Origin of the sequence: Pseudomonas sp. LD120, from assembly GCF_009861525.1 — a bacterium.
Lineage (GTDB): Bacteria > Pseudomonadota > Gammaproteobacteria > Pseudomonadales > Pseudomonadaceae > Aquipseudomonas.
This window is the reverse complement of sequence record NZ_WVHL01000005.1, coordinates 2,993,141-3,014,840: the sequence shown is the minus strand read 5'-3', so window position 1 is coordinate 3,014,840 and position 21,700 is coordinate 2,993,141. Positions and strand designations below refer to the sequence as shown.

The following is a 21,700-nucleotide window of genomic DNA, read 5'->3' as shown; positions in this document are numbered from 1 at the left end:
GGCGCCTGCTGCGCAGCCACTGGCAGGCTGCGCCAGCGGCTACAGGATGGCGGGGCTGTGGGGCAAGGCGCGTTTGTGGGCGGTGCGGCGGTAGGCGCTTTCGATCAATTGTTGCACGCGCTCCGCGACCGGCTGGCCCATCAGGTAGGCATCGATTTCTTCGTAGCGGCAACCGTAGGCGGCTTCGTCCAGCTTGCCCGGCGCCAGTTCCTCCAGGTCCGCGGTGGGGGCCTTGTGCACCAGATGGCCTGGCGCGCCGAGGGCCTCGGCCAGCAGCCGCACCTGGGTCTTGGTCAGGCCCGACAGTGGGGCCAGGTCGCAGGCACCGTCGCCGTACTTGGTGAAAAAGCCCATCAGCGCCTCGGCGCCGTGGTCGGTGCCCACCACCAGGCCGTTGCTGAAGTTGGCCACGGCGTACTGCGCGATCATCCGCGCCCGGGCCTTGACGTTGCCCTTGGCCAAGTCCGTGAGAGCCGGTGAAGGCTGTAAGCCGTCGATCCGCACCTGGCTCATCAGGCCGTCGACGCTGTCGGCAATGTTGCAGGTGCTCACCGCGTCCGCGCCAATGAAGTCCAGGGACGCCTGGGCATCGCTTTCATCAGCCTGGCTTTTATAGGGCAGGCGCATGGCGATGAACTGCGCCTTGTGCCCTGCCCCACGCAGTTGCTCCACCGCCAGCTGGCACAGGCGGCCGGCGGTCAGGGAGTCGACCCCGCCGCTGATGCCCAGCACCAGGCTGCTGCAACCGGACTCGCGCAGCACCTGCTGGATAAAGGCCACGCGCCGAGCGATTTCAAAGGCCTCGCCACCGCGCACCAGTTGCCGGTCGATGCCCAGCTCGCGGGCGATACGTTCTTGGGTTTGGTTGCTCATGTCAGGCCTCCAGGGGCGAGTGGGCAAGATCGACTTTAAACACCTGGGCCGCATAGCGCAGGAACGACGGGTCTTCGCAGACGTTCTTGATCGGGTCGTCGGAAAACTTCACCACCGGCTCGCCATGCACCCGCACCAGCTTCATCACGATGCTCAGCGGTTCGACGCCTTCGACGTCGCAGGCCAGGCTGGTGCCCATGCCGAACCCGAACCGGGCCTGGCCGCGCACGTGGCGCAGGATCGGCAAGCATTTCTCGAAGTTCAGACCGTCGGAGAACATCAGGTCCTTGGTCCGTGGGTCGATCCCCAGTTCGCGGTAGCGGGCCAGGACCTTGTCGGCCCAGAGGATCGGGTCACCGGAATCCTGGCGCAGGCCGTCGTAGAGCTTGGCGAAATACAGGTCGAAATCCTTGAGGAAGAAGTCGGTGCTGATGCAGTCGGTCAGGGCGATGCCGAGGCGTCCGCGATACTCGTGCACCCAGTTCTCCAGAGCGGCGTTCTGGCTCTCCCGCAGCCGCCCCAGTTGCTGGTGCACCATCAACCACTGGTGGGCCATGGTGCCGATCAGCGGCAGGTCGAACTCGTAGGCCAGGTGGGCATTGCTGGTGCCGACGAAGACCCCGGGGAAATCACTGCGCATGATCTTCACCACTTCGCGCTGGGCCTTGAACGACAGGCGCCGGCGGGTGGAGAAATCCGAGACGCGCAACTCGGCAAGCTCGTCGCGGCTGGCGTTTTTCTCCAGCCATTCGAACTTCTGATACAGCCGGCGGGTGACGTCCTCCAGCTCCACTTCCGGGTACTTGTCGCGGTTGCGCAGCTCGCTGACCATGGCCAGCACCGGCTGCTCGAACATGATGCAGTGCAGCATCGGGCCGCGGACGCGGATGCTCAACTGGCCGTCGACCGCCGCCACGTGGATGTAGCGCAGGTTGAAGCGGAACAGGCCGAGAAACTGCTCAAAATCCGGGGTCAGGTATTCGCGAAAGCGCTTGTTGAACAAAAAGCGCTGTTCGCCTTCGCGCATCTGCAGGCCGGCGAGCTTTTCCAGCTCCTGGCGGATCTCGGGGATCAGGTGCACCAGGGACTCTTTGGAACGGACGATGAACTGGTATTCCACATCGACATTGGGGTGCTGGTGCAGCACCGCCTGCATCATGGTGAAGGTGTAGTAGTCGGTGTCCAGCAGGCTCTGAATCACGCCGTTGTTACGGTCGAATGCACTTTCCATGATGACTCCTCAAGCCTTGGCCACTCGGGTGGTTGCTTCGCGGGTTGTGGCCACCGTGATGCCCGCTCGTTGCATGTCGTCGATCGCCTGGGTGGCGCCCTCGGCGCTGATGGCCCGGCACGCCGGCAGGTGGATGATCACCTTGAAGCCGGCGGCGGCCAGTTGCAGCGCGGTGGTCTTGACGCAGAAATCCAGGGCCAGGCCGCCGACGATGACTTGTCGCACGCCCTGGCTGTTGAGGTACTCGATGACCCCGGTGGACAGCTTGCCGTGCAGGTCGTGGTAGCAGGCGCCATAGGGGTGCAGGTCCGGCTCCACGCCCTTCCACACGAAGTAGTCGTAGTCATAGGGCGTGGGCAACTCGTCCAGCAGGGTGAAGCCTGCGGTGCCCGGTACACAGTGGCTGACCCAGGTCAGGTCGGCGTGTTCCAGGCCAGTGGGCTGGAGCATCTGTGCGTGTTCGGCCACCACCCAGGGAGCCTGGTGGCTGTGGGCGTCCTTGCTGCCGATGCGCAGGCTGGCCAGGGTCGCCATGAAATTCAGCTCGCCGCCGATGCGGTCGCCTTCGGCCACGGGCAACTCGTCCGGGCACAGCGGGGTAAAGCTCTTTTGTGCATCGACATCGAAGGAAGCGGTCTTCATCGTTTGGCTGTTCATGCTGGGTCTCTCCTCTGCATGGAGCACAAAGTACATGTCATGTACTTTCATGACAACCCCCCTATGGATTTTATTTTCCTCAATCGAACTTCAATTTATCTTCATAAACAAGGTTAAAAAGGAGATTCTCCGACGACAAAATCGATGTTAAGGTACACGTCATGTACCAATTGAGGAAAGGCAGATGTTTGAACTGGCCCTCTATGGCGGCGCCTTCAACCCGCCCCACGCCGGACACGCCCAGGTGATGCTCGAAGCCGCGCGCCACGCCCGCCGGGTGCTGGTGGTGCCCAGCTTTCGCCACCCGGATGGCAAGCGCATGGCCGACTTCGAGCAGCGGGCCCACTGGTTGCAGGCGATCACCACACACCTGCAACCCGAATGCTCGGCCGAACTGGCGGTGAGCCGTCTGGAGCAGCAACTGGGCCTGGCCGATCCGCGGCCGGTCTACAGCTTCACCCTACTGCAGCGCCTGGCCGACGATCTGGCCCTGGACGGCAAGCGCATCGCCCTGGTGGTGGGCGAAGACGTGGCGCGGCGATTGCCCAGGTTCCATCGCGGCGAAGAATTGCTGCAACGCTTTTCCATCCTGTGCATCGAGGAACAGCCCGGGGTGCGCAGCAGCGTGTTGCGCCAGTGCCTGGCCCGCGGCGAAACACCGCCCAGCCAGTGGCTGGCACCGGGCATGAATCCGCTAAACTACGGCCTCTACGCCGCCCACGGAAGTTGATATGCACGACCGCACCACCCTCCCCAGCGCCTACCTGCACACCATCGACCTGTGCCTGCTGCGCTATAACCGCAACCTCGGCGAATTGGAGATTCTCCTCCATCAACGCGACGCCGAGCCCTTTGCCGGGCACTGGGCGCTGCCGGGCATCGTGGTCAACGGCGGTGTCGAGGACCGCAGCCTGAGCGACGCAGTGGAACGCCTGCGCCGTTCGAGTAAGGTCGACATGCCCCTGGCCTGGCTGGAACAAGTAGGCACCGTGGGTGACGCCTTCCGCGACCCGCGTTGCTGGTCGTCCTCGACCTTCTACCTGGGGATCGTCAGCGAGCCGGTGCAGCCGGGCCCGCAGCAGGGTTTCTTTGCCCTCGGCGAGGTGGCCAGCGGCGCCTTCAAGCTGCCGTTCGACCATAACAACCTGGTGGCCCAGGCAAGGGAGCGGCTGTTTTCCAAATCCCTCTACAGCAGCCTGCCGCTGATGTTTCTCGGCAACGAGTTCAGTGCCCCGGAGGCGGTGAGCATCTTCTCCCGGGTGCTGCAACGGCCGGTGCTCAAGACCAGCATCCGCCAGCGCCTGCTGAAGATGAGCGAAGCCGGTTACCTGCAGGAAACCGGGCGCAAGAAAAGCGGCGATGGTGGCCGCCCGCAAGCCACGGTGGAAAGCCTCAAGCCCACCGAGTTGTACCTGTTCGATCGTTGTTTTCTGGAGTAATGCCGCCCATGAGTTCCGTCACCGAAAGCCAGTGCCTGCTGCAAACCCCGTACTTCAAGGTGGTCCGCGAAAACGGCTACTTCATCATCAAGGAAGCCCAGGCGGTGAACGGCGTGGTGGCCGTACCCACCCTGGCCGATGGCCGGCTGATGCTGGTGGAGCTCAAGCGCCGGGCCATTGGCGGCCAGTCCATCGAGTTTCCCCGGGGCGCCATCGATGCCGGGGAAAGCGCCTGTGAGGCCGCAGCCCGGGAACTGCTGGAAGAGACTGGCTGGCAGGCATCGCAGGTCCGCCAACTGGGCTTGCTGCACAGCAACACTTCGCTGATCGCCAGCGCGGTGGCGGTGTGTCAGGTCGAGATCGCCGACCAGCAGAGCGCCGCCACCGATGGCGAGGTGGACCATGTACTGTGGGTCAGCCGCCAGGAGTTGCTGGCGATGATCGCTGCCGGCCAGATCAGCGACGCTCATACCTTGTCGGCAGCGATGATGTTGCTGGCCGCCGAGTCGGCCTGACGCCCCCACTTCTGCAGGGCGAAGTCGACAAAGTGGCGCAGCTTGGGCAGGCGGTAGCGGTCCTGGGCATACAACAGGTGCATCGTCCGAAACGGCAACTGATAGTCCTGCAGCACCGGCACCAGCCGGCCCTGCTGCAGGTCCTCCTCCACCAGCGCATCGGGCATCATCACCAGCCCCAGCCCACCCCGGGCCGCACGGTGCAGACCGGACGAGGTGTTGGTCAGCAGCGAGCCGGACACCGGAATCAGCACATCGCCCTCGGGCCCACGCAAGGGCCACTGGGTGGCGGTGGAACTCCACTCGTCACCGGCCGGGTAGGCAAAGGCCAGGCAGTTGTGCTGCTGCAGGTCTTCCGGCACTTGCGGCGTACCGCAGCGCTCCAGGTACTCCGGCGCGGCGCAAATGGTCAGGGTGTAATCCTGCAGACGCCGGGCGATCAGCGCCGAGGTGTCCAGGTTGCCCAGGCGCACGGCCACATCGAAGGTGCCGTCAGTCAAGTCGAAGCGCTGGTTGGCCAGGGTCAGTTCCACCTTGACCTGCGGACAGCGCTCCCGGAACTCGCTCAGGGCTGGCGCCAGGCGCTCGGTACCGAAGGTCAACGGCGCGGTGATGCGCAAGGTGCCGGTGGGTTCGCCCTGGACCTGTTCCGCCAGGCGCTCGGAGTCCGCCACCAGCCCCAGTACCGCCAGGCAGCGCTGGTAATAATCGCTGCCGAAGTCGGTGAGGCGCTGGCGTCGCGTCGTGCGATGGAGCAGGCGCACCCCGAGACGCTGTTCCAGGGCCCGCAGGTGATTGCCGACCATGGTGGTGGACATGCCGCATTCCCGCGCGGCAGCGGTCATGTTCCCCGCTTCCACCACCTTGACGTACACCGACATTGCCTGGAACAGATCCATTATCAACCCTGATTTCAAGATGATTAAAGAAATGGCGAGTTTATCCATCCAAGGTGGCTAACGATACTGGCAACACACCCACAACGATGGAATCAGCCGCCATGACCGCCGCCTGCCTGATGAGCACCTACCAACCCCTGTCACTGAGTTTTTGCAAAGGCCTGGGCACCCGCCTCTGGGACCAGGCCGGTCGCGAATACCTGGACGCCATCGCCGGGGTCGCGGTGACCGGCATCGGCCACGCTCATCCGCGGCTGGTCAGTGCCATCAGCGAACAGGCCGGCCTGCTGCTGCACAGCTCCAACCTCTATGACATCCACTGGCAGCAGCAACTGGCCGCCAAGCTGACCCGCCTGAGCGGCATGGGGCGGGTGTTCTTCAACAATTCAGGGGCCGAGGCCAATGAAACCGCGCTCAAGCTGGCGCGTCTTCACGCCTGGCACAAGGGTATCGAACAGCCCTTGGTGGTGGTCATGCACAACGCTTTTCACGGCCGTACCCTGGCCACCCTCTCCGCCAGTGATGGCCCGGCGGTGCGCCTGGGCTATGGCCAACTGCCGGACGGTTTTCTCAAGGTGCCATTCGGCGATCTGGCCGCCCTGGCGTCAGTGGCTGCCAAGCACGGTCCGCGCATCAGCGCCGTACTGATGGAGCCGATCCAGGGTGAAGGCGGTATCCAGCTGGCTGCGCCCGGCTACCTCAAGGCCGTGCGCGAACTGTGCACACGGCGCAACTGGTTGCTGATGCTCGACGAGATCCAGACCGGCGTCGGGCGCACCGGGCGCTGGTTCGCCTGCCAGCACGAAGGGGTGGTGCCGGATGTGATGACTCTGGCCAAGGGCCTGGGCAACGGCATTCCCATCGGCGCCTGCCTGGCCCGGGGCAAGGCCGCCGAACTGTTCACCCCAGGCAGCCATGGCAGTACCTTCGGCGGCAATCCCCTGGCTTGTCGGGCGGCCTGCACCGTGTTGGAGATCATCGAGGAGCAGCAGTTGCTGGCCAACGCCGAGCAACGCGGCGCCCAACTGCTGCGTCGGCTGCGGGAGGAACTGGCAGGGCATCCAGCGGTGCGGGAGGTTCGCGGGCTGGGGCTGATGGTAGGGATCGAGCTGGTGCAGCCGGCGCGCCAGCTGGTGCAGATCGCCGCCCGAGATCATGGCCTGCTGATCAATGTCACCCGGGGCAACACCATCCGCCTGCTGCCACCCCTGGTGATCGATGCCGCGGAAGTGGAGATGATCGTCGACAAGCTGCGCCAGACCCTCGAAGCGCGGTAATCGCGCCCAGGCCGAGGCGATGCGGGTTGGCAAGCGCCGCGGCGTTCAGCACCTGCCCCGGGCTAGCCGCCCCTGCAAGTCAATCGTTCAGCACCTTGGCATTGGCCGGTTTGGTTTCCGGTTCTGGGGCCGGGGCTGGAGCCGCGGCCTGCTTCTCCGCCGCTGGCAATTGGTCAACGGTACTGAAAAGCTCCTTGAGCTCGATGGCCCCGGAATGCTCCAGTTTCTTCTCGCCGTCCTTGCCCACCAGGATCACCTTGGTCTGCGCCCCGGCGCCGAGCTTGAGGCTGCGGATCAGGGCCATGGTGGATTGCGGATCGATGTCCTTGCCATCGCGCTGGCCGATGGTATTGATCACCGTGTACAGGACCATGTTGCGTTCGTTGAAGGCTTGACGGTTGGCCGGTTCATCCAGGGACTTCTTCAGGCTCACCAGGGTCGGGTCCACTTTGCTGGGAGCGATCACGATCAATGGCCGTGACTTGCCCAGGTCCTGAATCAATGGGCCATCGTTGTCGGCAGCCAGGACGGGGCCGGTGACAGCGAGCAGAGTAGCGAGGGTCAATGACCGAATGAACATGCGTCTCTCCTTATGTTTTTCACCCAGTAATGATTGCGTATTGCGGAAAAAGGTCCAGGCCGCGACTCAAAATCTGACATTTTTCTGCTGACTGTCCAAGCACTTCCCGGCCATGGCCACACGGCTGCAACAAACCCGAACGGCAACGACTTTTCCTCTCAGCAAAACCCCGGGACGCTTGTAAAAGAAACGCCCCCTAGGGATAAACTGCGCGTTTTTCCGGCCCCCCCCCGGTTTGCCGCACCTTTCCAGCGCCACAAGGAGTCCTGAGCGCATGTCCCAGTCGAATTCGAACCTGTCCCCGCAACAGCAATGGCAGCAAGCCGTGCTGACCTATGCCCGCGACATCAACCACTATGTCGAAACCGGCACCCGCGAGGGCTGGAAGGGCTTGAAGGAGCCGAACATGCCTGACACCGAGCACCTGCTGGCGGACTGGCAAGCCGCCCTGGAAGCGAGCAATCAGGGCCCCCATGACGAGGCCACGCGCCAGGCCTTTCGCCAGGACTGGCCACCGGCACACTTCCCACTGACGCCGCGCCTGGACAGCCAGGGGCGGATGATTCCGACCCTGGCCCTGTTGCCGGACGGCAGCCTGCTGGCCCGCATCGGCACGCCCTACGAGGCCGGCTTCGTGGTGCATATCGACGATGCACGGATCCAGACCCTGGAGCAGGTGGAGTGCTTCGGCATGTGCCCGCAGCGACGCTATTTCGCCTGGGGCCGGGCCGAGGGCATCCAGGTCACTGACGGCTGGAACGGGCCTCAGGTGGCAAGCTTTCCCTGGCCCACCCCTCACGCGGGCCTGCCTGCGGGTCTGGAGCTTGAAGACAGCGGACGCCCCGCTCCCACCAGCCTGACCCCCTTCCCCGACGGGCGCCGGGTGCTGCTGGTGAGTGCCGACGGCATCTTCGTCCTGGCTGCCGATGGCGCCACACGCCTGCTGCGCAGCCTTGAGGACATCCAGCAGGACCTGGCCGACGGCGTCACCGCTGAAGACCTGAGCATCGGCCTGAGCATGGAACATGGCGCGGTGTCGCCCGACGGCCAGTGGATCGCCGTGGGCGAACAAAGCGGGATGCACCTGGTGTTCGATGCGAAGTTGCAGCAGGTCGCGCAGATCGGTCCCGCCAGCGAGTACCCGCACTTCGCTCACTTCAACCTGCGCGGCGACCGCCTGCTGCTCAATGCCTGCCACTTCTATGGTGGCGCCAGCCTGGGGGTGGCGGTGGCCGACCTGCCGGGTCTGAGCACCGACTTCTACAGTGACGACCCGCGCACCCCGGTGCTGCAGGAAGGTGCCCGGGTGTACGCCGCGGCTTCACGGGGCGACGAGTTCATCATCGGCGACGCCTACGGCTACCTGCGGGCCATCAGTGAAACCGGCGAGCAGCGCTGGCAGCACTACATTGGCTCGACCCTCACCGCCATGGACATCAGCGCCGATGGCAAGACCCTGGTGGCCGCGACTTATGCCGGGATCATCGTCAAGATCGCCCTGGAGGGCGGACGACCGGACTGGCAGATCGGCACCGGCGAGCACCACGAACTGCGCCGCTGGCTGTTCTGGAAAGACCTCGCCAAGCCCCTGCTGTGGTAAGCCGGCGTTAAACCGCCTGGCGCGAGAAGCTCACCTGCATCTGCAGGTGAGCCGCATCGTCGATCGCCCGCAGGTACTCCTCGACACTGACCTCGCCGGCACTGGAGCGCGCCCCCGGTGCCGGCACCTGGCCGGCCAGCAGCTTGTGCACCAGGGCCACTGCCGCGCAGCTGGGGATCTCCGGGCCGTGATCGTGGGTGGCGGTCAACTGCGCGTACATCGACAGCGGCTGACCGTCCCGGCCCAGGCCCTGCACGTCCACGTACAGGGCACTGAGGCCGTCGCCGAAACCTTCAAACCAAGTGCCGCAACGATGCAGACGCGCCGCCCACGGCGCCGGGTCGGCGATCAGCCCGAGCTTCACCGCCTGGGCCAGCAGGGCGTTGGCCAGCCCGGCGATCTTCAGCCCGGCGCCGGCCTTGAAGCTCAGGGTGTGGGCGCCGTAGCGCTCGGCGAACAGGTCCAAGTCCGGCACATCGACATTGGCCACCAGCCGCATGCCCAACCTGGGCAGCTTGCGCAGGGTCAGGCCCTGCCAGCCGATCACCGGGTGTGGTTGGCCGTTCTTGAGTTGCAGGATCGGCCGGCCAGCGTAGGCCAGCACGCCCTGGATGGTGGACAGGCCGGGCATTTTCGCCGAGGAGGAAATACCGTGCTCGATCCGATCGATGCGGGAGAAACGCTCACGGTGTTCATCGATGATCGCCGTCGACAGGGTCGGCACCGAACTGCACCCGCTGAGGAGTGCCACCCCGGCGGCCCGGGCCGCTTCATCCAGGGTGCCGATACCGCGCACGAACTGGCGGCAGTCGGCCAGGTCGCAGTAGTTGACCCCAACCTCGATGCAGCCCTGGGCCACCGCATAGGGCTGGCCCTGGAACGGCCCTGCGGTGTGGATCACCCAATGCACGTCCAGGGCCTTGAGCGCTGGCACCCACTGCGGGCCCATGGCATCGCCGCACCAGCCTTCGCAGGGCTGTCCACCCTCGGCTTGCAGCGCCTGAACCTTGGCCGCGAGCTTGTGCGGGTCGCGCCCGGAAATCAGCAGATGCACCCCGGGCGTCTGGATCAGATAGCGGCAGACGATGCTGCCGAAATTGCCATAACCACCGACCACCAACACCCTGAGCGTCATTACCTGCATCCTTGAACCAAGCCATTGCGCAGTTGCCAAGCTGCCATTCGAGGCGCGGCAGCTTGGTTGATTTACCAGCGCTCGACAAGTACCCGAACAGCGCCAATCAGCACCTGAAGTCCCCTCGGCAGGCATCTGTAATATTCAGTTAGAAAAAAATGCCAATGCCGGTCCGGCATAATGCTATGCAAATTCCTCATCAACTACGGCCTTGGAGCGTGATAGCCTCGTTCTGCTATGTCGGCCTCGCATAACAAACCTGCCGGTTCGCGCAACCGAGCGGGATAAAGACGCCTTGCTACCCACCTTGATTCATCTTCATTTGCCCCACTAACGTTTCGCTGCGAGCCGCTCTTTCCCCGGCTCGCCAAGGGAACTGATTGCAAAATCTGACTCGACCTCAAGGTCGATCTCTCGATCCTATCTCGGAGCTGTTATGTCCAGGCTTTCCCATCAAGATTTGCGCCGCGGTTTCCGTGAACTGATCGCTTCCCACTCCTGCTACCACACCGCTTCAGTGTTCGACCCGATGTCCGCCCGCATCGCCGCCGACCTGGGTTTTGAAGTGGGCATCCTCGGCGGCTCCGTGGCTTCGCTGCAAGTGCTGGCGGCCCCCGACTTCGCCTTGATCACCCTCAGCGAGTTCGCCGAGCAAGCCACCCGCATCGGCCGCGTGGCTCAGTTGCCGGTGATCGCCGACGCCGACCACGGCTATGGCAACGCCCTCAACGTGATGCGCACCGTGGTGGAACTGGAGCGCGCCGGCATCGCCGCGCTGACCATCGAAGATACCCTGCTGCCGGCACAGTTCGGACGTAAATCCACCGACCTGATTTCGGTCGCCGAAGGCGTCGGCAAAATCCGCGCCGCCCTGGAAGCCCGGGTCGATCCGGAGCTGGCGCTCATCGCCCGGACCAACGCCGGCATCCTGCCAGTGCAGGAAATCATCAGCCGCACCCAGCAATATGAACGCGCCGGCGCCGATGCCATCTGCATGGTCGGTATCCGTGATTTCGAGCAACTGGAACAGATCTCCGAGCACCTGAGCGTGCCGCTGATGCTGGTGACCTACGGCAACCCGGAGCTGCGCGACGATGCCCGCCTGGCCGAGCTGGGGGTGAAAATCGCGGTGGACGGCCATGCCGCCTACTTCGCCGCGATCAAGGCCACCTACGACTGCCTGCGCGAACAGCGGCAGATCTTCACCCAGGCCTCGGACCTGAGCGCCACCGAGCTGGCGCATACCTACACCCAACCCGAGGATTACATCGTCTGGGCCAATGAGTTCATGAGCGTCAAGGAGTAACACCGGCGATTGGCCGGGGTGAGGCGCAACGCCTCAACCCTGAGCCGATTTCAACGCACCTTGCACGCAGTCGAGGACCTGCCCGATGGTCCAGGGCTTGCGAATGAAGGACACCGGATAACGCACCCCGGAGCTCTCGGGGGTCTCGAAACCCGACATGATCACGATCGGCAGCAACGGCCAGCGCTCACCGCACAGGTTGCTCAGGCTGGCGCCATTGAGGGTGCCGGGCATGCTGATATCAGTCAGCAACAGGGCCACGTCCGCCGCCCGCTCCTGCAAGTATTCCCACGCCTGATCGGCACGTTCAAAGCCTTCGGTGGCAAGCCCTTCGTCTTGCAAGATCTCGCGGAGAAACTCCAGCACCGTCGGCTCATCCTCCACCACCAGAATCAAACGGGAGTGGGTACCGGGGTTGAGGGGCGAGGCTGGGTTCATGAGGGTGACACTCCCTGATGGATTGAGGCGGCTACAGACATGAGCGCTGACAAGCGTTATGAGCGGCGACTTGAGGATAAATTCATTTACGCTGCAAGCCCGGCGCTTTTTTAGTACCGGTCCGAACACGGAAACAGCCGCTCCGTTCTTTCACCCACGCCCGGAACATGTTCAACCATGCCGTTCGATCCCAAGCGCCTGGCCCAGGCCCGGCATATAGTGGTATGAAGCGGTGCCGCCGTCTCGGCGGAAAGTGGCATCTCGACTTTTCGCGATGCCCTGACCGGCCTGTGGGAGCACTTCGACCCGCAGCCTCAGGCGTGTCGCGCGCCACAGGCGTACAGCCTGACGGGCCCGGCCGGCGAGGTTCTGCCGCAACTCGTGCAACGGGCCTTTGCCTGATTCACGGATGTGGCCGCGGCGAATCATCATTTTTCCCGCCACGGCGGGCCCGCATGAGGTAGATTCAAGCAGCGAATACCCTCGCAACGACGTTTGCTTTCTTGCCCTGCCGCTGGAAACCAAGCCCCGTACCGGTGGCTCTGTTCACTGCCCCACTTTTTCGCCACTGCGCCAAACGGTGTGGTGGCGCAGCTTTCAGGAAATGGATGAATGCCGCAAAGACACGTGATCAATGCTTCGGTTAGCCCGAAAGGCAGCCTGGAAACCCTCTCGCAACGTGAAGTACAACAACTCAGCGCCGCCGGTTCCGGCAGCATCTACACCCTGTTCCGCCAATGCGCCCTGGCGATCCTCAACACCGGTGCCCACGTCGACAACGCCAAGACCATCCTCGACGCCTACCACGATTTCGAAGTACGCATTCACCAGCAGGACCGCGGCGTGCGCCTGGAGTTGCTCAACGCGCCGGCCGACGCCTTCGTCGACGGCGAGATGATTGCCAGCACCCGGGAAATGCTCTTCAGCGCCCTGCGCGACATCGTCTACACCGAGAACGAACTGGACAGCCAGCGCATCGACCTGGACAGCTCCCAGGGCATCACCGACTACGTCTTCCACCTGCTGCGCAACGCCCGCACCCTGCGCCCCGGCGTCGAGCCGAAGATGGTGGTGTGCTGGGGCGGCCACTCGATCAATACCGAAGAATACAAATACACCAAGAAGGTCGGCCACGAACTGGGCCTGCGCAAGCTGGACATCTGCACCGGCTGCGGTCCGGGCGTGATGAAGGGCCCGATGAAGGGCGCGACCATTGCCCACGCCAAGCAGCGCATGAACGGCGGTCGCTACCTGGGCCTGACCGAGCCGGGGATCATCGCCGCCGAAGCCCCCAACCCCATCGTCAACGAGCTGGTGATCCTGCCGGACATCGAGAAGCGCCTGGAGGCCTTCGTCCGCGTCGGCCACGGCATCATCATCTTCCCGGGGGGCGCCGGCACCGCCGAGGAATTCCTCTACCTGCTGGGCATCCTCATGCACCCGGACAACCGCGACCTGCCGTTCCCGGTGATCCTGACCGGTCCCAAGAGCGCAGCGCCCTACCTGGAGCAGCTCAACGCCTTTGTCCTGGCGACCCTGGGCGACGCGGCGCAGCAGCACTACCAGATCATCATCGACAACCCGACCGAAGTGGCCCGGCAGATGACCGAGGGCCTGAAGGCCGTCAAGCAGTTCCGCCGCGAGCGCAACGACGCCTTCCACTTCAACTGGCTGCTGAAGATCGACGAAGGCTTCCAGCGCCCCTTCGATCCGACCCACGAGAACATGGCCAACCTGCAGTTGAGTCATGGCTTGGCGCCCCATGAATTGGCGGCCAACCTGCGTCGCGCGTTCTCCGGCATCGTCGCCGGCAACGTCAAGGACCAGGGCATCCGCCTGATCGAAGAGAAAGGCCCGTACAGCATCCACGGCGACTCGGCGATCATGCAGCCTCTGGACCAACTGCTCAAAGCCTTCGTCGAGCAGCACCGCATGAAGCTGCCTGGCGGCGCGGCCTATGAGCCGTGCTACCGCGTAGTGAGCTGACCGCCCCTTCGGTGGTTGAACGGCGCCGCGCGCTCCCTGGGAGCGCGCGGCTTTTTCTTGCCCGGCATTTGCCTTGCGCACCAGACCGGCCCCTCGGCTTTGTGCTAGCTGAAACCCGGCAAAGGATGGCCGGGCTCCGGTAGGATGTGGCGCCAACCATCAAGGAGTGATTCATGCCGGCACCAGACAGTGAGAAGTCCGCTCGTTGGGAAGCCTTCTACAAGGCTTTCGAGGGTCGCCCACCTTCACCCCTGTTGTGCCACGCCCTGGCCTTGTACCTGCCCGACATGGACCACCCTCTGGCCATTGACCTGGGTTGCGGCTCGGGCATCGAGACCTGCTTATTGCTGGAGCGCGGCTGGAGGGTACTGGCCATCGACCAGCAAGCGAGCGCCATCGAGCGCCTCAAAGACCGCGCCGGAACCCTCGCCGAAGGTCGCCTACGTGCCGTCCAGGGGCACTTCGAAACCCTCAATGAACTGGCGCCGGCCCAGCTGATTCACGCCGGACTGGCCTGGCCGTTCTGTCGCCCCGACGCCTTCGCCCGGTTCTGGCAGGTGCAAGTCGAGGCCTTGCAACCCGGCGCATTGCTGGTGGGCCAGCTGTTCGGTGAGCGGGACCAATGGGCCACGGTGCCAGACCTGACTTTTCACTCCCGCAGCGCCGCACAAGCACTGTGCGCCGGCCTGCACATCGAGCATTTCGAGGAAAGCGAAGGGCTGGGCAAGAGCCTGCGCGGCCCCAAGCACAACCACAGGTTCGACCTGATCCTGCGCAAACCCTGACGGGCGCCACCAAGGCCCCGCCCCCCCCTTTCTCCTATCCCCGGACAACGCCGCTGCACACGGCGTTACCACCTGCAAACGCAGCGGGTTTGACAGCCTCGCGGCCACATGAAATAGTTTTCCACAATTATGGAACATAATTCCATTTTTTATAAATACACCAAAAAGGCCTGTCATCGTGAGCGAAGTTCCCGCCGCAACCCTCCCGCCTCTTGATTGTGACCTGTTGGTGATCGGCTCCGGAGCTGCCGGTCTGGCCTGTGCCGTAACCGCGGCCTGGCATGGGCTGAACGTGGTAGTAGTGGAAAAGGATTCCACTTTCGGCGGTGCCAGCGCCTGGTCCGGCGGCTGGATGTGGGTGCCGGGCAATCCGCTGGCCCGCCGTGTCGGCATTCATGAAGACCCGCAACAACCGCGCACCTACCTCAAGCACGAATTGGGGCATCGCTATGACGCGGCGCGCATCGATGCCTTCCTCGATAACGGGCCGCAGATGGTCGGCTTCTTCGAACAGCACACCGCCCTGCAGTTCGTCGACGGCAATGGCATTCCGGACATCCACGGCCAGGTGCCCGGAGCCGGTATCGAGGGCCACCAGGTGATCGCCGCGCCCTATGACGCCCGAGTCATCGGTCCCTTGTTGGCACGCCTGCGCCGGCCCCTGCGCGAGACCTCGTTCCTGGGCATGCCGATCATGGCCGGAGCCGATCTGGGCGCCTTTCTCAGCATGACGCGCTCGTTCAAGTCGCTGTTGCATGTGGGCAAGCGCTTTGTCCGCCATCTGCGGGACCTGGCGCTGCACGGCCGGGCCATGCACCTGGTGAACGGCGTGGCGCTGATCGGCCGGCTGGCGAAGTCGGCCCAGGACCTGGGAGTGAATCTGCTGGAGTCGTCGCCGGCCCGTTCGCTGCTACGGGACGAACAAGGGGTGCACGGCGCCCTGGTCGACACGCCTCAGGGACCGCGGGAGATCCGTGCCCGTCGCGGTGTGGTCCTGGCGGCCGGCGGTTTTGCCCACGACCCAGTGCGACGCCAAGCGCTGTTTCCCCGGGCGCCTGGCGCCGACGAGCACCTGGCCTTGCCCCCCTTGAGCTGCTCGGGGGACGGCATTCGTCTCGGCGAGGCCGCCGGCGCCGTGCTGGCCACCGACCTGGCCAGCCCGGTGGCCTGGGCCCCGGTATCGCGGGTGCGACACGCCGACGGCAGCATCGGCCACTTTCCCCATATCATCGATCGGGCCAAACCCGGGGTGATCGGGGTGCTGGCCAATGGCAAACGCTTCGTCAACGAAGCCGACGGTTACTACGACTACACCGCGGCCATGCTGGAAGCGGTTCCGGCCGGCGAGAAAGTGGCGTCCTGGCTGATCTGCGACCACCGCTTCCAGCGTCGCTACGGGCTGGGTTATGCCCGCCCCTTCCCCCTGCCCGTGGGCCATCTGCTGGGCAACGGCTACCTGCAACGGGCCGACTCCATCCAGGCGCTGGCACGGCGTTGCGGCATCGACCCACAAGGCCTGGCCGCCACGGTACAAGCGTTCAACCAGCATGCCCGGCAGGGCCAGGACCCTGAGTTCGGTCGCGGTTCGACACCCTACAACCGCAAACAGGGCGACCCGCTGTACCCCGGCCCCAACCCCTGTGTGGCGGCCATCGAGCAAGCACCGTTCTACGCAGTGAAAGTGCTGCCCGGCAGTTTCGGCACCTTTGCCGGACTCAAGACCAATGCTCAGGCCCAAGTGCTGAACCAGACCGGCGCGGTGATCCCGGGGCTGTATGCGGCCGGCACGGACATGGCCAGTGTCATGGGCGGTTTCTACCCTTCCGGCGGGATTAACCTGGGACCAGCCATGACCTTCGGCTACATCGCCGGGCGCCATGCCGCAGGGGTCAGTGACTATGAAGTTCAGCTCGCACCGGCCATCAGCGCCGCCCAGGCAGCGCGTGTCAGTGCGCCGGTGGAAGGCTGATCCGGCAACGGTCTTTCAGGGACGCCACGGCGCGCCGCCTGGTTCAATCAGTGGCGGCGCCTGCTGCAACTGGCCTTCGATCTGCCGGCCAAGGTAATACACGCCCGCCATGACGCCATGTTCAGGGTCATGCAGTTGGGTCAACCACGCCTGATCGAACGCCGCGCCCAGATCGCGGCGAGTCTGGGCCTGCAGAGCCTCGCGATCACTGCTATGCACCAACGCCCGAACCCCTGCCACCCCGACAGAGATCAAGGCCCCGGCCACCCGCCCCACGGAAGCAGCCACCGCTCCGGCTACACCACGACCGGCGAACTCGGCCTGGAGTTTGTCGCTGGTCACTTGGGCCACCTGCGAGACCCCGGGCGCCGGCGTGCCCTCTGCTGTCGTCGGCGCGACCTGTATTTTCTGCAACAGCGGCCCGTAGGCGGGCAAGCGGGCGATGGGTTCGACCCGCAGCAGTTGGGCCAAAGAGGCGCGCTGGCCAGCATCGGGTCCCAGATCGATGGCCAGGATTCGATCAAAGTGCTGATCCAGTTGCGGTGCAGGCAGTTGATGATGGCGGGCGATCAGCACCAGTTGCTGGCGCAGCAACTGCACATAGAACTCCATGGCCTCGCCGGCAATGCCATCGGCATCGATGTCCAGCGCCACCGGGGCCAGAACCCGGCGCTGATACTGTTGCTGCAGGTAACCGGCCAGACGCTTGGAGGTTTGCTGGTCATCGCCCCCGCTGCTCAGGGCGTACCAGCCGACCTTGAGCGACAGCCACTCCTGGGTCCAGTAGCCACTGAACCAGGGGATGAAGTTTTCGTCGGTCTGCTGATAGATCCGCGTGCGCCAATGCGCCATGGAACCCTGGGTGTAGACTTCGGCCTGCAAGGTGGCGGAACGGGACGCGTGCAGCAGCTCCGCATCCACCTGGCGCCAGGTGAGCGGGCTGACCGGGAGCGCCGGGGCCGGTTCCGGGGCGCGCCCGGCGCAGCCGCTGATCACCAGCAACATCAGCAGCGTGCAGCAGCGCAATGCCAGGAGCGAATGACAGGAGCGGATCGCCAGCGGCCACAAGGCAGAGTCCTCCCAGAAAGACCGTGTCAGGCTCGCTAGGGCGCCTTGACGTCTGTGCAGTATAGGTAGCGCAGCCGCGCTGCTCGGCAGAAAACGCCTCGGCCTGGGGCCTTGGTCCAGACTTTTTCAAGAGGCCGGGGGCAATCGCCCTCCACAGCGCCCACCGTCATCGGTATATTGCCCGCGCGCTCGCGCCAAGGACCTGCCGCCCGCCACAAGGACCCGTCCATGTTCTACCGCATCGCCGCTGACAGCCTGGTGCTGTTTCACCTGTCCTTCATCGTCTTCGTGCTGCTGGGAGGCCTGCTGGTGCTGCGCCATCCACGGCTGATGCTGCTGCACCTGCCCGCCGCGGCCTGGGGTGTGGCGGTGGAAGTCCTGCACCTGGAATGCCCGCTGACCCGCTGGGAAAACCTGTTGCGCCACGCCGCCGGCCAGGATGGCTACGGGGCCGGGTTCATCGAGCACTACCTGATCCCACTGATCTACCCCGCCGGGCTGACCCCGGGCATCCAGCTCTGGCTGGGCAGCCTGGTTCTAGTGATCAACCTCTCGGTCTACGGCTACCTGGCACGGCGCTGGAGCCGTACCCGCCGCGCCTCAAGCCTCACCCCCTTGTGACCGCAGCGGCACCGGCCCGCACCTTGGCGCTCTAGGACGGATCGACCTCGCAGGCCTGGGTCAGCGCCTGCCAGGTGGCCTGGTCGGCGGGGATCAGGTGCTCGATGCGCAATGACGCCACAGTGATGTCCTGGGGCATGCCAAAGGTGGTGAAGGTGGAAAGAAAACGCAGTTCGTCCGTGGGCCCGCGCACCCGGGTCAGCAGCAACGGCGTGGCCAGGCTTGCAGCACCCGCCGCCTCGCCGGGGCACGGCAGGCTCGCCAGCAGCGCCGCCAGCCCTGGCTGTTGCGCCGCCTCCCGGGCCGCCCGCTGCCAAGCCACCTGACGGATCTCTTCGGCATTGATCAGGCAGTCGCCAAAACCACCGGGCAGCAGCAGGCTCGCCAGCAGATTGAAGCCTTGCTCCAGCGCCGCCGGCGGCAGTCCCAAAAGCCCGAACAAGGCCGTGGTGGCGCGATTGGCGGCCAGTACCTGCCAGCCGCCGTCGATGACAATGGCCGGCGCCGGGTTGTTGGCCTGGAGCAGGTGCATCAGCGCGGCGCGCACCGGCTCCAGGCCCGGGTCGTCCAATGGCAAGGCGGCATAACGGGGGGCATAGCCGGCGGCAAGATACACCCGGTTGCGTATTTCCAGTGGGGTATCCAGGGTGCTCAGCAAGCCATGCAGCAGCGCCGGGCTGGGCTGCGCCCGGCCGGTCTCGACGCAGCTCAGGTGCCGTTGCGACATGCCCACCTGCAACGCCAGATCCAGCTGGCTCAAGCGCGCTTGGCGCCGCAGCTGGCGCAGTTGCGCGCCGACCGGCAGCGCTGGCGCGGGAACGCGTCCAAGGGGTTCAATCATCGGGTTCCGTCATCCTTTGGGTGGGTTAGCCGTTGGCGGACAGCTCAGCGAACAGGCTTGAAAAAGATCAGTTCGGGATCATCCTCGTCCAGGTTCTCGACCACCCCACTGGGGCGAAAACCCGCCTTGGCCAGCAACCCTACTCATTCCTTGAAGGTGATTGTCGTCCGGTGCCGCCCAGCTGAGCGCTTGTGCCCCACGCCTGTCTATGACCTGGGAGGTCATTGAGTGGCCCGGGGGTTGCCACTTAGCCTGTTCGCTCCCCGTAGTTCAAGGAGTTTAACGGTGAGAAAAACACTCTGGCGCCTATGCCTGGTCTTGTTCGCCGGCCATGAACTGGACGCCGTGGCCCAAGCCGAGTGGCGCCTGCTGTATGGCTTGCGCGACCTCGATCCGGCGCTGGGCCAGCAGTGGTTCATTGCGCTGCATGTACCGCTGTGCGTCGCACTGATGTGGCTGATCGGGCACCCGCGCCAGGCCATGCGACGGAGCAGTCGGCAACTGCTGGCCGCCTTTGCCGTGGTTCACGCCGGGCTGCACTACAACCTTCAGCAGCACCCGCTGTACCTCTTCGACTCGCTGCTGTCGCAAACGCTGATCGTCGCCTGCGGTGCCACCGGCCTGCTCTACCTGATGCTGGACCTGGGCCGGCAACGCTCCCCGTGCAACGACTGATCACCTCCCGGCTCAAGGAACCCACCATGCCCCGCCCCTACCTCGCGCTGCTGACCCTGCTGGCCTTCAGTGCCTACACCCTGTTCACCCTGCTCCAGGCACAGCAGTCGCTGCTGCAATTCGGCATGCAACTGCTGTCGCAACCCGACACTGCACAGGTGGTCATCGACCTGTACTTGATGGCGCTGCTGGCTGGACTGTGGATGCTGCGAGACGCCCGGGCCCGCGGACGCTCGGCGCTGTCGGTGCTGCCCTACCTGCTGCTGACGGCGGTCTTCGTCTCCATCGGCCCGTTGCTGTACATCGTGGTCAACGGCTTTGGCCGAGGCTCGCCCCGCAGCGCCTGAGCGGCAACGGCCTCAGATCAGCCGCTGGATCTGCTTGTGCCGCCAGACCCGCTTGAAGTAGCCAGTCTGCAGCACCAGCATGCTCAGGTAGGCCACCGGGAACGCCATCCATACCCCCTGCAGGCCGAAGTGCGCGTCCAACAGATAGGCCATCGGCAGCTGCACCCCAAGGATGCAGAAAATCGAGATCGCCACCGGCATCAGCACCGTGCCGCTGGCGCGCATGATGCCGCCCACCACCGCCTGGAAGCCGAACACCAGGATGCTCCAGAGCATGATGTGCAGCAGGTGTTCGGCCTGCACCAGGGCGGTGGGGTCGATGATGAACAGCCCCAGCAGCCAGTGGGAAATCAGGTAGCCGAGCAGCACCAGGGCCCCGGTCAGGCACAGGTTGATCGCCAGGCCCGTGCGCAGGATCGGGGTGATGCGCTCCAGGCGCCCGGCGCCGATGGCCTGGGCCCCGAGGATCGACGCGGTGATGGCGATCGACAGCGCCGGGAACTGCACATAGTTGACGATCTGGGTCACCGCGCCGTAGGCCGCCGTGGCCTGGGAACCGTGGCGGTTGACCAGGGCCAGGATCACCAGCTCGGAGAGTGAGATCACCACCATCTGCACCCCGGTGGGCAGGCCGATGCGCAGCACTTTGCCGAGGATCGCCCGGTCCAGTTTCATCGCCGCGAACAGCGCCCGATCCGGCGCCAGCGGGTGCGCCCGACCGCTCAGGCGCCAGACCAGGAAACCCATGGCCAGGATATTGCCCACCAGCCCGGCGAAGGCCGCGCTCTGGATGCCCATGGGTGGCAGACCCAACCAGCCACGAATCAGCGCCGGAGTCAGGAGCAGGCCCACCAGGGTCGACACGATCAGCGCCAGCAGCGGCGACAGGGTATCGCTGACGCCCCGCAGCAACTGGGTAAAGAGCACGAACACCAGCAGCAGCGGCATGATCAGCATCATCACCCGGGCATAGCCCACCGCATCGTCCAGCACATCCAGCGGGGTCCCCAGCCCCTGCAATGCCGGCCGCGCAAACAGCATGCCCAGCACCGCCCCCAGCAGGCCGATCAACGCGCCGAGCAACAGGGTACTGCCGGCCACCGCCTTGACCGTGTCCAACTCCCGGGCGCCCCAGGCCTGGCCGATCAGCACCGAGGCCCCCGCGCCCAGGCCGATCACCAGGGCAATGAAGAAGAACACGATGGGGAACATCCCCGACACCGCGGCCAGGGCCTGGGTCCCCAGCATCTGCCCGATGTAGATGCCGTTGAGGGTGCCGGAGAACGACTGCAGAAAGTTCGACAGCACCATGGGCAAGAGGAAGATCAGGTACACCTGCCAGAGCGGGCGCTGGGCGGGAATCGACATGGAACAGGCAACCTCGGATCAAGAGGACGAAGGGCCGCGAAGCAGTCCGTGGCACGGGGCTCGCGTCGGTCCTAGAAGGTGCAGCAATGA

The 21,700-nt window shown here is 64.9% G+C and carries 22 protein-coding genes and 1 pseudogene; 13 read left to right on the top strand and 10 right to left on the bottom strand.

Going from position 1 to position 21,700, the window contains the following annotated elements; genetic code table 11:
- Positions 1 to 39 precede the first annotated feature (39 nt).
- Genes nadE through PLD_RS28265 form a run of 3 tightly spaced genes read right to left on the bottom strand, consistent with a single transcriptional unit; the run spans position 40 to position 2,761 of the window.
- Positions 40 to 873 (bottom strand): ammonia-dependent NAD(+) synthetase, encoded by an 834-nt coding sequence (nadE, locus tag PLD_RS28275; protein WP_159897984.1) that lies wholly within the window; start codon positions 871 to 873, stop codon positions 40 to 42.
- A gap of 1 nt (position 874) precedes the next feature.
- A complete protein-coding gene (gene pncB, locus PLD_RS28270) occupies positions 875 to 2,104 on the bottom strand; it encodes a nicotinate phosphoribosyltransferase (protein WP_159897983.1) in 1,230 nt (409 codons plus the stop codon).
- A gap of 9 nt (positions 2,105 to 2,113) precedes the next feature.
- Positions 2,114 to 2,761 (bottom strand): isochorismatase family protein, encoded by a 648-nt coding sequence (locus PLD_RS28265; protein WP_159897982.1) that lies wholly within the window; start codon positions 2,759 to 2,761, stop codon positions 2,114 to 2,116.
- A 184-nt stretch (positions 2,762 to 2,945) separates the two neighbouring features.
- Between PLD_RS28265 and PLD_RS28260 the strand changes: the two genes are divergently transcribed.
- The 3 genes from PLD_RS28260 to PLD_RS28250 are packed head-to-tail and all read left to right on the top strand — an operon-like array spanning position 2,946 to position 4,715.
- On the top strand, positions 2,946 to 3,491 hold the full coding sequence (locus PLD_RS28260; protein ID WP_159897981.1) for an adenylyltransferase/cytidyltransferase family protein: 546 nt from the start codon (positions 2,946 to 2,948) through the stop codon (positions 3,489 to 3,491).
- A gap of 1 nt (position 3,492) precedes the next feature.
- Positions 3,493 to 4,200 carry an NUDIX hydrolase gene (locus tag PLD_RS28255; RefSeq protein ID WP_159897980.1) on the top strand — a complete coding sequence of 236 codons (708 nt, stop codon included), beginning with the start codon at positions 3,493 to 3,495 and terminating at the stop codon, positions 4,198 to 4,200.
- A gap of 8 nt (positions 4,201 to 4,208) precedes the next feature.
- Entirely contained in the window at positions 4,209 to 4,715 is a 507-nt protein-coding gene (locus PLD_RS28250) for an NUDIX hydrolase (RefSeq protein WP_159897979.1), read from the top strand.
- Here the strand turns inward: PLD_RS28250 and PLD_RS28245 are convergent.
- Positions 4,667 to 5,614, bottom strand: a complete 948-nt coding sequence (locus PLD_RS28245; protein ID WP_159897978.1) for a LysR family transcriptional regulator — start codon at positions 5,612 to 5,614, stop codon at positions 4,667 to 4,669. The two genes, PLD_RS28250 and PLD_RS28245, sit on opposite strands and share 49 nt — an antisense overlap.
- Before the next feature lie 101 nt (positions 5,615 to 5,715).
- Between PLD_RS28245 and PLD_RS28240 the strand changes: the two genes are divergently transcribed.
- Positions 5,716 to 6,891, top strand: a complete 1,176-nt coding sequence (locus PLD_RS28240) for an aspartate aminotransferase family protein (protein WP_159897977.1) — start codon at positions 5,716 to 5,718, stop codon at positions 6,889 to 6,891.
- Between the two features lie 79 nt (positions 6,892 to 6,970).
- On the opposite strand, the gene PLD_RS28235 is transcribed toward PLD_RS28240, so the two are convergent.
- Complete coding sequence (locus tag PLD_RS28235) at positions 6,971 to 7,471, bottom strand: DUF4174 domain-containing protein (RefSeq protein WP_159897976.1); 501 nt, start codon at positions 7,469 to 7,471, stop codon at positions 6,971 to 6,973.
- A 274-nt stretch (positions 7,472 to 7,745) separates the two neighbouring features.
- On the opposite strand from PLD_RS28235, the gene PLD_RS28230 reads away from it, so the two are divergent.
- Positions 7,746 to 9,071, top strand: coding sequence for a hypothetical protein (locus tag PLD_RS28230; RefSeq protein WP_159897975.1), 1,326 nt, complete (start codon positions 7,746 to 7,748; stop codon positions 9,069 to 9,071).
- Positions 9,072 to 9,078: 7 nt separating this feature from the next.
- Here PLD_RS28230 and PLD_RS28225 read toward each other — a convergent pair whose 3' ends face one another.
- Positions 9,079 to 10,206: a saccharopine dehydrogenase family protein gene (locus PLD_RS28225; protein WP_159897974.1), complete on the bottom strand. Its 1,128-nt coding sequence runs from the start codon at positions 10,204 to 10,206 to the stop codon at positions 9,079 to 9,081.
- Between the two features lie 436 nt (positions 10,207 to 10,642).
- On the opposite strand from PLD_RS28225, the gene PLD_RS28220 reads away from it, so the two are divergent.
- Positions 10,643 to 11,512 (top strand): oxaloacetate decarboxylase, encoded by an 870-nt coding sequence (locus PLD_RS28220; RefSeq protein ID WP_159897973.1) that lies wholly within the window; start codon positions 10,643 to 10,645, stop codon positions 11,510 to 11,512.
- 33 nt (positions 11,513 to 11,545) lie between these two features.
- Here PLD_RS28220 and PLD_RS28215 read toward each other — a convergent pair whose 3' ends face one another.
- On the bottom strand, positions 11,546 to 11,950 hold the full coding sequence (locus PLD_RS28215) for a response regulator (protein WP_159897972.1): 405 nt from the start codon (positions 11,948 to 11,950) through the stop codon (positions 11,546 to 11,548).
- A gap of 177 nt (positions 11,951 to 12,127) precedes the next feature.
- Here PLD_RS28215 and PLD_RS28210 point away from each other — a divergent pair.
- From PLD_RS28210 to PLD_RS28195, 4 genes and pseudogenes are all read left to right on the top strand, one after another.
- A pseudogene (locus tag PLD_RS28210) lies at positions 12,128 to 12,259 on the top strand (NAD-dependent deacylase); the annotation flags it as partial.
- 303 nt (positions 12,260 to 12,562) lie between these two features.
- A complete protein-coding gene (gene ppnN / locus PLD_RS28205) occupies positions 12,563 to 13,936 on the top strand; it encodes a nucleotide 5'-monophosphate nucleosidase PpnN (RefSeq protein ID WP_159897971.1) in 1,374 nt (457 codons plus the stop codon).
- A gap of 173 nt (positions 13,937 to 14,109) precedes the next feature.
- The gene (locus PLD_RS28200) at positions 14,110 to 14,721 is read left to right on the top strand and encodes a trans-aconitate 2-methyltransferase (protein WP_159897970.1); all 612 of its coding nucleotides are present in this window, start codon (positions 14,110 to 14,112) and stop codon (positions 14,719 to 14,721) included.
- A gap of 178 nt (positions 14,722 to 14,899) precedes the next feature.
- A complete protein-coding gene (locus PLD_RS28195; protein ID WP_159897969.1) occupies positions 14,900 to 16,690 on the top strand; it encodes an FAD-dependent oxidoreductase in 1,791 nt (596 codons plus the stop codon).
- Between the two features lie 15 nt (positions 16,691 to 16,705).
- Here PLD_RS28195 and PLD_RS28190 read toward each other — a convergent pair whose 3' ends face one another.
- A complete protein-coding gene (locus tag PLD_RS28190; RefSeq protein WP_256674796.1) occupies positions 16,706 to 17,758 on the bottom strand; it encodes a hypothetical protein in 1,053 nt (350 codons plus the stop codon).
- 228 nt (positions 17,759 to 17,986) lie between these two features.
- On the opposite strand from PLD_RS28190, the gene PLD_RS28185 reads away from it, so the two are divergent.
- On the top strand, positions 17,987 to 18,379 hold the full coding sequence (locus PLD_RS28185) for a DUF2784 domain-containing protein (protein ID WP_159897968.1): 393 nt from the start codon (positions 17,987 to 17,989) through the stop codon (positions 18,377 to 18,379).
- A 31-nt stretch (positions 18,380 to 18,410) separates the two neighbouring features.
- On the opposite strand, the gene PLD_RS28180 is transcribed toward PLD_RS28185, so the two are convergent.
- Complete coding sequence (locus PLD_RS28180; RefSeq protein ID WP_159897967.1) at positions 18,411 to 19,220, bottom strand: helix-turn-helix domain-containing protein; 810 nt, start codon at positions 19,218 to 19,220, stop codon at positions 18,411 to 18,413.
- Between the two features lie 285 nt (positions 19,221 to 19,505).
- On the opposite strand from PLD_RS28180, the gene PLD_RS28175 reads away from it, so the two are divergent.
- Together PLD_RS28175 and PLD_RS28170 are read left to right on the top strand one after the other, a co-directional pair.
- Positions 19,506 to 19,895, top strand: coding sequence for a DUF6713 family protein (locus PLD_RS28175; RefSeq protein WP_159897966.1), 390 nt, complete (start codon positions 19,506 to 19,508; stop codon positions 19,893 to 19,895).
- 26 nt (positions 19,896 to 19,921) lie between these two features.
- Positions 19,922 to 20,242, top strand: a complete 321-nt coding sequence (locus tag PLD_RS28170; protein WP_159897965.1) for a DUF2834 domain-containing protein — start codon at positions 19,922 to 19,924, stop codon at positions 20,240 to 20,242.
- Between the two features lie 12 nt (positions 20,243 to 20,254).
- Here PLD_RS28170 and PLD_RS28165 read toward each other — a convergent pair whose 3' ends face one another.
- Positions 20,255 to 21,610: an MATE family efflux transporter gene (locus tag PLD_RS28165; RefSeq protein WP_159897964.1), complete on the bottom strand. Its 1,356-nt coding sequence runs from the start codon at positions 21,608 to 21,610 to the stop codon at positions 20,255 to 20,257.
- Positions 21,611 to 21,700 lie beyond the last annotated feature (90 nt).